The 12877-nt window shown below is 35.7% G+C and carries 17 protein-coding genes, 1 pseudogene and 1 other annotated feature; of the genes and pseudogenes, 7 read left to right on the plus strand and 11 right to left on the minus strand.

All coding sequences use genetic code 11. The features are described from left to right. Positions 1-87: 87 nt before the first annotated feature. From acuC to acuA, 3 genes are read right to left on the minus strand one after another with little or no spacing between them, the layout of a single operon-like run. Positions 88-1254: an acetoin utilization protein AcuC gene (acuC, locus tag ACUN28_RS05700; RefSeq protein ID WP_000092820.1), complete on the minus strand. Its 1167-nt coding sequence runs from the start codon at positions 1252-1254 to the stop codon at positions 88-90. After that, a complete protein-coding gene (locus ACUN28_RS05705; RefSeq protein WP_000634565.1) occupies positions 1251-1895 on the minus strand; it encodes an acetoin utilization AcuB family protein in 645 nt (214 codons plus the stop codon). Before ACUN28_RS05705 ends, acuC begins: the two co-directional genes overlap by 4 nt. Before the next feature lie 18 nt (positions 1896-1913). Beyond that, positions 1914-2546, minus strand: a complete 633-nt coding sequence (gene acuA, locus ACUN28_RS05710; protein ID WP_016135466.1) for an acetoin utilization protein acetyltransferase AcuA — start codon at positions 2544-2546, stop codon at positions 1914-1916. Positions 2547-2722: 176 nt separating this feature from the next. On the opposite strand from acuA, the gene acsA reads away from it, so the two are divergent. From acsA to tyrS, 6 genes are all read left to right on the plus strand, one after another. Beyond that, the gene (acsA, locus tag ACUN28_RS05715) at positions 2723-4441 is read left to right on the plus strand and encodes an acetate--CoA ligase (RefSeq protein ID WP_016085936.1); all 1719 of its coding nucleotides are present in this window, start codon (positions 2723-2725) and stop codon (positions 4439-4441) included. An 86-nt stretch (positions 4442-4527) separates the two neighbouring features. Continuing rightward, entirely contained in the window at positions 4528-5088 is a 561-nt protein-coding gene (locus ACUN28_RS05720) for a maltose acetyltransferase domain-containing protein (protein WP_016136855.1), read from the plus strand. 66 nt (positions 5089-5154) lie between these two features. After that, positions 5155-5610, plus strand: coding sequence for a hypothetical protein (locus ACUN28_RS05725; protein WP_000066436.1), 456 nt, complete (start codon positions 5155-5157; stop codon positions 5608-5610). After that, positions 5591-6136, plus strand: a complete 546-nt coding sequence (locus ACUN28_RS05730) for an RNA polymerase sigma factor (RefSeq protein ID WP_000057187.1) — start codon at positions 5591-5593, stop codon at positions 6134-6136. The genes ACUN28_RS05725 and ACUN28_RS05730 overlap by 20 nt, the downstream gene beginning before the upstream one ends. Further along, positions 6117-6362 carry a hypothetical protein gene (locus ACUN28_RS05735; protein ID WP_001293781.1) on the plus strand — a complete coding sequence of 82 codons (246 nt, stop codon included), beginning with the start codon at positions 6117-6119 and terminating at the stop codon, positions 6360-6362. Before ACUN28_RS05730 ends, ACUN28_RS05735 begins: the two co-directional genes overlap by 20 nt. A gap of 77 nt (positions 6363-6439) precedes the next feature. Beyond that, positions 6440-6669, plus strand: a binding site (T-box leader). A 70-nt stretch (positions 6670-6739) separates the two neighbouring features. After that, positions 6740-7996, plus strand: a complete 1257-nt coding sequence (gene tyrS / locus ACUN28_RS05740) for a tyrosine--tRNA ligase (protein WP_098405431.1) — start codon at positions 6740-6742, stop codon at positions 7994-7996. Positions 7997-8074: 78 nt separating this feature from the next. Here the strand turns inward: tyrS and ACUN28_RS05745 are convergent, their stop codons facing one another. Beyond that, positions 8075-8464, minus strand: coding sequence for a YjdJ family protein (locus ACUN28_RS05745; protein ID WP_080117833.1), 390 nt, complete (start codon positions 8462-8464; stop codon positions 8075-8077). Positions 8465-8527: 63 nt separating this feature from the next. Between ACUN28_RS05745 and ACUN28_RS05750 the strand changes: the two genes are divergently transcribed. Continuing rightward, positions 8528-8656: a hypothetical protein gene (locus ACUN28_RS05750; RefSeq protein WP_000050940.1), complete on the plus strand. Its 129-nt coding sequence runs from the start codon at positions 8528-8530 to the stop codon at positions 8654-8656. A gap of 66 nt (positions 8657-8722) precedes the next feature. On the opposite strand, the gene ACUN28_RS05755 is transcribed toward ACUN28_RS05750, so the two are convergent. The 7 genes and pseudogenes from ACUN28_RS05755 to ACUN28_RS05785 form a co-directional block, all read right to left on the minus strand. Then, a complete protein-coding gene (locus tag ACUN28_RS05755; protein ID WP_016085940.1) occupies positions 8723-9187 on the minus strand; it encodes a hypothetical protein in 465 nt (154 codons plus the stop codon). Between the two features lie 257 nt (positions 9188-9444). Then, a complete protein-coding gene (locus tag ACUN28_RS05760) occupies positions 9445-9990 on the minus strand; it encodes a hypothetical protein (protein WP_016085941.1) in 546 nt (181 codons plus the stop codon). A gap of 114 nt (positions 9991-10104) precedes the next feature. Further along, on the minus strand, positions 10105-10350 hold the full coding sequence (locus ACUN28_RS05765; RefSeq protein ID WP_016085942.1) for a hypothetical protein: 246 nt from the start codon (positions 10348-10350) through the stop codon (positions 10105-10107). A gap of 121 nt (positions 10351-10471) precedes the next feature. Then, on the minus strand, positions 10472-11002 hold the full coding sequence (locus tag ACUN28_RS05770; protein WP_098405542.1) for an SMI1/KNR4 family protein: 531 nt from the start codon (positions 11000-11002) through the stop codon (positions 10472-10474). Positions 11003-11134: 132 nt separating this feature from the next. Next, the gene (locus tag ACUN28_RS05775; protein WP_016136853.1) at positions 11135-11608 is read right to left on the minus strand and encodes a hypothetical protein; all 474 of its coding nucleotides are present in this window, start codon (positions 11606-11608) and stop codon (positions 11135-11137) included. A gap of 71 nt (positions 11609-11679) precedes the next feature. Beyond that, complete coding sequence (locus tag ACUN28_RS05780; protein ID WP_116329188.1) at positions 11680-12144, minus strand: hypothetical protein; 465 nt, start codon at positions 12142-12144, stop codon at positions 11680-11682. 132 nt (positions 12145-12276) lie between these two features. Beyond that, a pseudogene (locus ACUN28_RS05785) lies at positions 12277-12597 on the minus strand (T7SS effector LXG polymorphic toxin); the annotation flags it as partial. Positions 12598-12877: the final 280 nt, after the last annotated feature.

Genomic DNA, 12877 nt, shown 5'->3' on the forward strand with positions numbered 1-12877 from the left:
AATGAAAATATATCGACTTACAGAAACCGACAATAATAGCAAGCTATAAATAAAAGGAGGCTATTCAAAAACGAGCCTCCTTTTCGTTTAGTACAAAGATTTTGTCATATTATTCCGAATAATTTCAAGGGATTTCGCTACAGTTAATGCATTCTTTTCTTCAATTTCTGGTTTACGGGGGATAGGTTTATACATGTTGTCTGGATCTTCCCATGTGAGGGGAAGTTCTGTTTCAGCTTGTCCTTTCCAAGCGTCAATCCATTCTGGAGGGAGATAACCTGAGATGTTTTGGATGTTGTTCATTTCGAGCCAAATAAGTGCCCAAGCTCTTGGGACGACGCGCCAGTGGTCATAGCCACCGCCGCCGACAGCGATCCAGCGACCTTCGCAATATTCGTTAGCGATTTCGCGAGCGAGCTTCGGTATTTCACGGTAAATATTCATCGTTGCGCAAAGGTGTGTAAGTGGATCGTAATAATGTGCGTCAGCGCCATTTTGCGTTAAAATAATATCCGGTTTAAAGTATGCGGCAACTTCTTTTACGACAGTTCGATAGGAATCTAAGAACGATTCGTCTTCTGTAAATGCATCAAGTGGAACGTTAAAAGAATAACTATAGCCATTACCTTGTCCACGTTCATTTACAGCGCCAGTTCCAGGGAATAAATAACGCCCAGTTTCATGTAATGAAATGGTGCATACGTTAGGGTCGTCGTAAAAAGACCATTGTACACCATCACCATGATGAGCATCTGTATCAATATATAGGACGCGTAAACCGTATTTCTTCTGAATATATTTCATTGCGATGGAACTATCGTTATAAATACAAAATCCAGATGCTTTACCACGGAAGCCGTGATGTAAGCCGCCGCCTAAATTAAGCGCGTGTTTTACTTTCCCAGAAAGAACAGCATCGACAGCTGTTAATGTTCCGCCAACAAGTAATGCACTTGCCTCGTGCATATTTGGAAACATCGGTGTATCTTCTGTACCGAGTCCATATGTCATCGCAATTGATTTTTCTAACTTACCTTCTCCAGCACGTTTTACCGCATTTATGTACTCCTCTGTATGAACGTAGGCGATTTCTTCATCTGTAGCCATCCTTGGTGAGATGATTTGGGAAGGAGAGATGAAACCACCCTTTTGTAATAAGTCATACGTAAGTGTGACGCGAAGTTGGTTAAAAGGATGATCAGGGCTAAACGAATAGCCCCGAAAATCATCCGAATAAATAAACGCGCTACTCATGCTTGCATCCCCATAATGTTCGGCCATAATACGCGGTAGCCCTCTGCTTCAAGTGCATCAATCACTTTTAGAGGATTCATCGTTTGAATGCGGAAAACGAGTACTTTATCATTCTCATCTTTTGCTGGATAGACGAGAACGCTCACGATATTTATTTGCAAATCACTAAAAATAGCAACGACTTTTCCAAGAATACCAGGTTCATTTTTTACTTGAATTTCAATTTGTGAACTTGGTTGATGTGCTCCTGTTAATTTCACTAACGTGTGCAGTACAGTGGATTCAGAAATGATTCCAACTAACTTTCCAGCCTTTGTCACAGGAAGGCACCCTATTTTATTTTCAAAAAATAAGGTAGCAATTTCCTCAACGAAATCAAGAGGATGGCAAGTCATAACAGGTTGTTTCATAATAAGGTCGAGCGGTTGTTTCAGCATAGCGAGTGGAACTTGTTCATCAAGAATTGATGGACTTGCATCTCTTACATCCCGATCAGAAATAATGCCTACCACATGATTATTTTGATCGACAATTGGAATGTGCCGAATGCCTTTCGTGCGTATCGTTCGGATTGCTGTTTCGATTGTATCGTTTGGGTGTAGTGTCACCACATCTTGATTCATAATTTCTTCTACAATCATTCCAGTTGCCCCCTTTATTTAGTACATAAAACGATTGTGAAAACGTAGACGATCAAATGCTTGAATAGAATCCGTATCAACGCGTTTACCGATGCGGACCATTAAACAGTTAGCAGGGTGCGAACAAATCTCAGGATCATCTGTAGCCATCCATTGTAAGCCACCAGCATTCATCATTTTTTCCATTACTTTTCGGTACTCCCAAACATTTAAGCCTGTTTGTTTTAAATCCCAGTGCCAATAATATTCAGTCGTCAATATAATGTAATCTTCCATATGGTCGTCCATCATTGAAACTTCTAATAAGTTCTTGCCGACAGCGCACCCGCGGAAGGCTGGGACTACTTCAATCGCCCCGAGCTCAATTAAGTTTTCCATTTTTCCTTCTGACCATCGTTCGAGTGGATCAGGATACAAGTATGTAACATATCCAACGATCGTTCGGTCATGTCTAGCAATAATGAGACGAGCTTCTGGTAATTTAGAAATTTCGACAATTGCTTTATATTGCTGCTCGGCAGGACGAAACGCAATTAAGTCTGGATGAAATTCATACATTTCTAAGTTATGTGTAGAGACAGGACCTTCAATAATTAAAGTGCCTTTCGCTGTTTTTAAGTTTCTGGCATTGTATATTTTTTTATGGATCAATGTATTGCTCACCACCTTGAGGGTTTGTGAATCTATTAATATCGTACTTTATAATATATGCGATGTGAATCGAATTTTGTCATTAAAAATTTGTCTAAAAATCAACAAATATACTGAAAATTTTAAATAATATCATTATAATAGATAATAGAATACATAGGAGGGGGATGTAAAGTATGAAAGTAGAAACGCTTCCTGTCATTAAAGGAGAAAATAATTTGCCGAATTATGATGAGGCATACGCGAATTTTAACTGGGAAGAGGTTAATAAAAATTTTACTTGGAATGAAACAGGCCGAGTAAATATGGCGTATGAGGTAATTGATAAGCATGCGAAATCCGATCGAAAGAATAAAGTAGCCCTTTATTATCAAGATGGATCGCGAAAAGAGAAATATACATTTAAGGAAATGAAGGATTTTTCTAATAAAGCAGGAAACGTCCTGAAAAATTATGGCGATGTAGAAAAAGGCGATCGCGTTTTTATTTTTATGCCGCGTTCCCCAGAGTTATATTTTGCACTTTTAGGTGCAGTGAAATTGGGAGCAATCGTTGGTCCGCTATTTGAAGCATTTATGGAAGGCGCAGTTCGCGATCGTTTAGAAGATAGCGAAGCAAAAGTGTTAATTACAACACCTGAATTGTTAGAGCGCGTACCATTAAATGATTTACCTGCTTTAAAAACAGTCTTCCTTGTTGGAGATAATGTAGAAGAAGGCGGTAAAACGGTAGCGTTCAATCCTTTATTTGAACAAGCTTCAAAAGAATTACATATTGAATGGTTAGGCCGTGAAGACGGTTTAATTTTACATTATACGTCTGGTTCTACTGGTAAGCCGAAAGGTGTGCTTCATGCGCAAAATGCAATGGTGCAGCACTATCAAACGGCGAAATGGGTGCTAGATTTAAAAGAAGATGATGTATATTGGTGTACAGCTGACCCAGGCTGGGTAACTGGAACGGCTTACGGTATTTTCGCACCGTGGTTAGTTGGAGCATCAAATGTTATTTTAGGTGGACGCTTTAGTCCAGAAGCGTGGTATGAAGCGCTACAAGATTACGGTGTAACAGTTTGGTACAGCGCACCAACAGCTTTCCGTATGTTAATGGGTGCTGGACAAGACGCAATTAAAAAATATGATTTATCGCAAGTTCGTCACGTATTAAGCGTTGGTGAACCGTTAAATCCAGAAGTAATTCGCTGGGGTATGAACGCATTTGGACTTCGTATTCATGATACGTGGTGGATGACAGAAACAGGTGGACAAGTTATTTGTAACTATCCTTGTATGGAAATCCGTCCAGGTTCAATGGGTAAACCAATTCCAGGTGTGAAAGCAGCGATTGTTGATAATGAAGGAAATGAAGTGCCTCCATACACAATGGGCAACTTAGCAATTGGTAAAGGTTGGCCAGCTATGATGCGCGGGATTTGGAATAATCAGCAAAAATATGAGTCTTACTTTATGCCGGGAGATTGGTACGTATCAGGTGACTCTGCCTATATGGACGAGGATGGATACTTCTGGTTCCAAGGACGTATTGACGATGTTATTATGACGTCAGGTGAGCGCGTTGGTCCGTTTGAAGTAGAAAGCAAATTAATCGAGCATGCTGCTGTTGCAGAAGCTGGGGTAATTGGTATTCCTGATCCGGTGCGCGGCGAAATCATTAAAGCATTTATCGCGCTTCGAGCAGGATACGAACCATCTGATGAATTAAAAGAAGAAATTCGTCAATTTGTAAAGAAAGGCCTAGCAGCTCATGCAGCGCCAAGACAAATTGAATTTAGAGATAAATTACCGAAAACGAGAAGTGGTAAAATTATGCGCCGCGTATTAAAAGCGTGGGAGTTAAACTTACCAACAGGTGACTTATCAACGATGGAAGATTAAGAGAGAAGGGTCTGAACGAAACAACGTTCAGACCTTTCTTTTTTATGATATCATCAACTTATATATATGAGTTAAAAGGGGATAGTATGATGAAAACAGAAAAGGAAAAGATGATACTAGGAGAAATGTACATACCGGCTGATCCAGTTTTAGTACAAGAGAGGGAGCAAGCTCGTATATTAACGAGAAAATTAAATGATACGCCAGAAGTACAATTAAAAGAGCGTAGCGAAATCGTAAAAGAATTATTCGGAACGACTGGGGATAACATTCATCTTGAATCTTCTTTTAGATGTGATTACGGCTATAACATTCACGTTGGCGAAAATTTTTACGCGAACTTTGATTGTACAATTTTAGACGTATGCCCAGTAACAATTGGAGTGAACTGTATGTTAGCTCCAGGTGTTCACATTTATACAGCAACACACCCGCTTGATCCAGTAGAGCGCATAAGCGGATCAGAATACGGAAAACCAGTTACAATTGGCGATAACGTATGGATTGGCGGGAGAGCGATTATTAATCCTGGTGTCACAATTGGAGACGATGCGGTGATCGCATCTGGCGCTGTTGTAACGAAAGATGTGCCAGATAACGTAGTAGTTGGCGGGAATCCTGCAAAGATTATTAAAAAAATAAAATAATATTTGAACGAAGTGCCTTCCTCGTCTGTATACATTTGTGAAAGAATAGATGAGGGAGGCTTTTTTATGTCTAATAAATTACTTCTTGGTTTTGCTGTAATTGGAATTATAGTCGTATTTTCTTGTGGTTTGTTATTACCGATGCCAATCGGATTTAAAGTTTCAATGATTACAGCTGGGGTCATGATGATTGTTATGTTTTCAATCATCATTCCATTTGATAGAAAACATATAGTACGGAAAAATGGATATAAAATTGATTTTACAAAAACAAAAGTGTATTTTCGCTGGAATGTATTTGATACGATTTCGGCTTGTCTTGCAGTGTATGCATGCATTTGTGTGCAAGCATTAAATATTTTAGTTTCAACCGGACAGACAATTCAAAACCCGTATGTTCAATTTTTTACGAATCAATCGCAAGTATGGATTATTGTCGCAAGTTGCTATTTAATTTCCCGTATTTCATTAACGTTAAAAGGAATAAAGGAGATCAAAAATCATGGCGCAGATTGGGATTGAGGAGGAGCTCATGCTTGCGTATCAAAGTGGAGATAAGCAGGCTGGGGAAAAACTATACGTTTTAATCAAACCAGCGCTATACACATTTTTGTATCGATTTAACCGAGATGAACAGTTAAGTATCGACCTTGTGCAAGATACGTTTTTGACGCTAGAGCGTAAGAAACATATGTATGAACTTGAAAAAGGAAAAATAAAAACGTATTTATTTCAAATCGGTTATCGTCTTATGATTAATAAATTAAATAGGAGAAAAAAGTGGCGTACACTTTTGCCATTTTTAGTGCCAATTCAGGAAAAAGAATTTTCTCACGAAGATCGGCTCACAGTAAGAGAAGCAATTTTGAAAGTTCCAGAAGAGCAAAGAGCGGTCCTAATCCTTTCTTATTATCATGACATGCAGCAAAAAGAAATTGCAGAGATATTAAACATTCCAATTGGAACAGTGAAATCGAGACTTCATAACGGGATAAAGAAATTGAAACAATTGCTGGAGGTGGATGAAATTGAGCGAAAATCCCTTTAAGAGTGAATATAAGTTAAAACAGCATTTAGATAGTGACCATGTAGAAATACCAGACTTTCCAAAAACGGTAAGTCGCTTCGATCGATTAATCGGATTTCTTGGTTCTCCGGCAAAAGATCCTGTGGAGGCGACGATTGGAAATGATTTATCGGTTGTGTTTCATGTATCGTTATTAGTTGGGGTTCCAATTCTTTCTCTTATTACGATACTCTTTGCGACGTTGTAGAGGATTGGCAAGGAGAGAAACTCGACCTCTATTTGACACGCCTATATAAATGATGGTATAAAGAAAAGTATATGAATAATTGAGCGTGGAAAGGGAGAAGTAGTGATCATTTCCCTGTTTTAGAGAGCTGATGGCCGGTGAAAATCAGCACATAGATGATCGCGAATTACGCCCCTAGAGCATCTTTTTTCGATTGAATTGTATTCAAAAGGGAAAAGACGGTGCTAAGCCGTTATGTAAATAAGGTGGTAGGCTTTTTTTTGCCTGCAACTAGGGTGGTAACGCGATAATCAAAATCGTCCCTTATTTAAAGGGGCGATTTTTTTATGTTTTCAACCTTCACGCCAGTAATGAACTTAAAGGAGAGTATGTAGGATATGGATATTTTACAAGATCTTGAATTTCGCGGTCTAATTAATCAGCAAACAGATGCTGAGGGACTTGAGCAATTATTAGAAAAAGAAAGCGTTAAATTATACTGTGGTTTCGACCCGACAGCGGATAGCTTACACATTGGTCATATGTTACCAGTATTAATGTTACGTCGTTTCCAATTAGCTGGTCATCAACCAATCGCACTAGTTGGCGGAGGTACTGGTATGATCGGTGACCCAAGTGGTAAAAAAGCAGAGCGTACATTAAATACGAAAGATACAGTTGCTTACTACACAGAAAGCATTAAAAACCAACTTTCAAACTTCTTAGAGTTCGAAAACGTGGACAACCCAGCAACAATGGCTAACAACTATGACTGGCTTGGTAACTTAGATGTAATTTCATTCTTACGCGATATCGGTAAAAACTTCGGTTTAAACTATATGTTAGCAAAAGATACAGTAGCATCTCGTTTAGAGACTGGTATTTCATTCACTGAGTTCAGTTACATGATTTTACAATCATACGACTTCTTAAACTTATACCAACACCATAATTGCCGCCTGCAAATCGGTGGTAGTGACCAATGGGGTAACATTACAGCTGGTCTTGAATTAATCCGTAAATCAGAAGAAGATGCGAAAGCATTCGGTTTAACAATTCCACTAGTTACAAAATCTGACGGTACGAAGTTTGGTAAAACAGAAGGCGGCGCAATTTGGTTAGACCCAGAAAAAACAACTCCTTACGAGTTCTACCAATTCTGGATCAACACAGATGACCGCGATGTTGTTAAATACTTAAAATACTTCACATTCTTATCTCATGAAGAAATTCTTGAGCTTGAAAAGCAAGTAGCTGAAGCACCAGAAAAACGTGCAGCACAAAAAGCATTAGGTTCTGAAATGACAAAACTTGTTCACGGCGAAGAAGCATTAGAGCAAGCGATTAAAATTTCAGCTGCATTATTCAGCGGTTCTGTAGCAGAACTGACTGCAAGCGAAATCGAACAAGGATTCAAAGACGTACCATCTGTAGAACGTACTGCAGAAGATACAGTATTAATCGACTTACTTGTAGAAAGCAAAATCTCTCCATCAAAACGTCAAGCACGTGAAGATGTAACGAACGGCGCAATCTACGTAAACGGTGAGCGTACACAAGCATTAGACTACGTTGTAACAGAAAACGACCGCATCGAAGGTAAATTCACAATCATTCGCCGTGGTAAGAAGAAATATTTCTTAATTCGTTACTAATCAGAAACGAATATAAAACAAATAGTACCCCGAATTGTAGGCTGAAAAGTCTATGATTCGGGGTTTTTATGTATGAATTTAGATTGCCTGATCTTTTCTTGTAAATAAAATATGAAGAATTAATATGAGCATATAAAGTAAGCTAATGAGCATAAGAACAAATACTGTTGGATAAAATTTTGCCGCATATATAAAGAAATCGATTTGATAAATATCTTCGTAATTTGAAACGGTACCTTTAAAGTAATTCGTAAACTTAGCGCTATATTTCCATTCATCAGGATAATCTATTAGATTACTCCCCTGATACCAACTCATAAGTGCTGAAGTAATAAACAACATAAATGAACTTCCGAGTTGAACCATTTGGTTTATTGTCAAAAAGAATCCACCTCCTATTTTATGGTTATTATAGCGTGCATTCGTATGCCTGTAACCTTTTTGTTGTAATCTCCTTTTCGAGTTCATACGGAAATCACATGTAAGCGGTATGATAAACGTATAACAAATAGAAAGGAGTGGTAAAACGAAATGTCACTAGAAGCGCTCATTATTTTTTCTTTGCTAAATGCGGGTCAGCTTGCAGAGAATTCGAAGGTGGATATACATAAAGAGCAGAAAGATGCTTATGTATATGTTCAGAAAGAGGAAAATAAATAACTTTAATATATATAAATAAAAGCTACTCGAAGTAACTATTTTAGTTGTCTTTGGTAGCTTTTTACATTATGAATAAATAGGAATTAATTCTCGTTTAAAATCTTCGTACATTTCAAATGCAATTTTCATGATTTCTTTGAGTTCTTCGTAACTGTGGAAATATAGCACGGGTACTTTTTCCGTGTCATTTGATAACAATCGTATAAATATGTCCCATGGGTCTCCAGCTCTAACTTCACCGTTATGACATGCCTCCCAAATCAATTCAGCAACACCATATTTTAAGCTGATGTTGAATCTAAAAGCATAGATATCCTTGTTTTTTACTTCTCCTACAATAAAAAAGTCTTCTTTTTTATTGTAACGAGCTTTATAGCCAAGAGACTCGAATACTTCAATCGCTTTTTCATTTTCATAGCTTTCAAATGTATTTGTTCTATCGGAAAATTTTTCTGATAAGGATTTGTATCTTTCTACAAATTCAATTTTCTTAAGTACCTCTTTAATTTCGGGTTCTACATCATACGCCATCAATTATTCCTCCCTAAATCGAATCTCAATAGCATATTTACCTTTTAGTTCTTTCAAATACGTCTCAAAATTTTCCCTAAATTTGTTTCTTTTTTCGTACGTGAAATTGAAGTCTTTGCAAATGTATAATTCACTTGATACACTTCATTTTGAAGTATCTTAGTTATGATATTTTCACCAGTAAAAGCAAATATACCTTTTCCATGATATTTGATTCGAAACAAAGGAAAAAACTAGCGTGAACGTTGGTTTTAATATCAATCAGGTGTTACATTGAGTACATCCCTAAATAGAATGTCATCAACAGTTACATCGGGGCCAAATAGTGCGACATCGTCTGCAAATTTTATTCCTTCTATTTTTCGGCTATTCTCTGTGTAACCAATTCTTTCATATCCGCTTGCTTTTAGAGTTGTTTCAATAACTGATATTAATTGAGATTGCAATCTAGTATATTCTTGCTCTGAATCTCCAGTTAAAGTGGGCATCATGCCATTGACATCTTTATTTACAATTTCAAAGGAATTAAGGATAGAATATACATTAGCTAGTTTAGAAATGATAAGATATGTAGTATATTCAACTTCAAACTCGCCTTTTACATAACTTGGTAAAGTAATATACCAATCATTTGAAGGGAATACTATGTCGCTATCTCCTTTAATTTTAATATTATTTTTATTACAAAAATCAATTATTTGTTTAGGGAGAGTTAGTTTGATAGAAGACTTTTGTAAATATTCTTCTATATTTTTTTCAACGTAGTATTTTCTTTTTACTTCTTCAATTTTTTTATTTAACATTTATGTCCTGCCCTCCTGATTTATCTGGTCCTTTAGCTCCTTTCAAATCAAAATCAACTTCGCTTAAATATTTACCTCTTTTATTGAGTTCTTCAAATCTTACATGTTGAGTATCTACTGAATAATATTTTCTTTTTTATCATCTAGTTCTCCAACTTTTAAAAACTTTTCTTTTTTATCATAAACTGATTTATAACCTAGCTTTTCAAGTATTTGTTGAATTTCTTCAATATTGGGATTAGGAATGATTTCTTCGGCATCATAATTTTCTCTCGAAAAAGAAGAAAGTTCTGTGTATCTATTAACAAAGTCAATTTTTTTTAGCGCTGTTTCTATTTCCGATTTTAATGTTAAGTTCATAATTAACTCTCCTAAAACCTTAAGTCTATCCTTGTTTTTAGGTCATTACTTCATATATCTTTAAGGTGAAATCATGAATAAATAGGAATTAATTCTTGTGGCTCCACTTTTACTATTCATGTTAAAAGTCTAAATCTTTTTCATTACCATCATAATCTACTAGTAATGATCCTTCGTCTAAGGTATCCATTAACCATTCCACCAAACCATTCCATGATCTAGAAACGCTGTGAATCTCCCTATCCCATTGTATTACCGTTGCATCGTATCCATTGCTTGATTCTAAGTCTATACATATCGAGTCACCATAGTTTAAATCTGCGATGATTAAATACGTGTCTGGCATCTTTGTCGGTCTTCGTTCTTTTTTAAACGAATCATTTAGATAAGAGCCACCACGCTGTTTTGGACCCTGAGCAGCTGTATGAATTTCTGACAGGATTGTTCCAGGTATAAATAATTCTCCACCATTACACACTTGGAGAAAATCTTTATATATATCAGGAATTTGAATGTTAAGTTCATTTTGAAGGCTTGTTATATCTTCTAAGTTGATTCCATTATTTAGGTTATGAATACCATCTACATATTTATTAACTTCCTCAAAAAATGGTTGTAAATGATTGTTTTTTGAATAATATTTTCTTAGCATAAAACCATCTCCCTCTATTCATGTTTCCAAGGCACAACGTCTCAAGTTTAGATACATAAAGAAATCCGGTTCTTGTGAGTCGGATTTTCTGTTTTTATATTCAAAATAAGATTGCCTTTCTTAAATATAAAATTATGAATAGATAGGAATTAATTCTTGTTTAAAATCTTCATACATACCTAAAGCAATTTTTAAAATTTTTTCTAAGCTGTCATAATCGCTAAATAGTACGGGCTTAATTCTAGTATCTGGAGAAATTAAAAGTCTTGAATATAGACTCCATGGACTACCTAATCTTAGTTCATCATTATGATAAACTACCCAAGTAAAATCCAGAACGTTTACTTTAATACCAATATTAAAATAAAATAAATTTTCTTTTTTATCACCTAGTTCTCCAACTTTTAAAAACTTTTCTTTTTTATCGTAAACTGATTTATAACCTAGCTTTTCAAGTATTTGTTGAATTTCTTCAATATTGGGATTAGGAATGATTTCTTCGGCATCATAATTTTCTCTCGAAAAAGAAGAAAGTTCTGTGTATCTATTAACAAAGTCAATTTTTTTTAGTGCTGTTTCTATTTCCAATTTTAATGTTAAGTTCATAATTAACTCTCCTAAAACCTTAAGTCTATCCTTGTTTTTAGGTCATTACTTCATATATCTTTAAGGTGAAATCATGAATAAATAGGAATTAATTCTCGCTTAAAATCTTCGTACATTTCAAAGGCAATTTTCATGATTTCTTTGAGTTCTTCATAACTGTGGAAACCTGGACGGAGCACTTTTTCAGTATCATTGGATAATACGTCTACAAACATAGCCCAAGATGTTCCAGTTCTAACTTCACCAGTGTGCCATGCTTCCCAAATAAATTCAAAGAGTCCATATTTCAAGCTAATATTGAACCTGAAAGTATAGATATCTTTGTTTTTTACTTCTCCTACTCTAAAAAAGTTTTCTTTTTTCATAAAACGGGCTTTATAGCCAAGAGACTCAAATACTTCAATTGCTTTTTCATTTTCATAGTTTTCAAATGTATTTTCTCTATCAGAAAATTGTTTTGATAACACTTTGTATTTTTCAGTAAAATTAATTTTTGTAAGTACTTCCTGTATTTCAGGTTTCAATGAATAGGCCATTAATTATTCCTCCCTAAATCTAATCTCGATATCATACTTGTCTTTTGCTCGTTTTATATATTTATCTATTTTTCTAAAATTTTTATTAGATACTGGAATTTCTAAAATATGTTTTCCTTCTAGTAATTGCCCATCTATTTCTCGAATTTGTTCTAATATCTCCTGTTCGATAACATCTGTAGAAGCTACCTGTGATTGAAAGTCTCTTGGAAAGGCATCATTTTGACGAATTAATTTTTCGCATAAGTAAATGATTCCTTGTGCTAACGGACGAAAGGTTTGTAAGAAATATGCTTTTGCACTGCTATATGTTTGTCCTTGTAGAACAGTATCCAATGCAAAAGTGTCAATAGAATGAATGATTTGTTCCATTCCTTGAATAGTAGCGTTACAGAAAGCGTTCATACTTTCTGTTTGAGCTTGTACTTCACCGAGATACATATTTAAAGACATGAACTTTCCCTCCCCTTACAAGAAAATAATACCAATTGAAGGAAGGGGTTGTAAATGGAATATTCTAATAATTAGACAGTTAAAGAGATACTTGTTCATTAAGTTTTTTTAATCTTATTCAGATGCTCGGGTGATGAAGAGGTTTTTAAGTTGAGTGTAAATAGAAAAAGGGAAGGTATAGATTATGTACAAATAAATACGTTGTAAAAATAATGTTAACAAAAGGAGAGTACAGCAAAGAAAAATGAGTTATGGGGTAGAATGTAGTGTTTTTAAGTGT

This window comes from Bacillus sp. WC2507 (assembly GCF_052656125.1).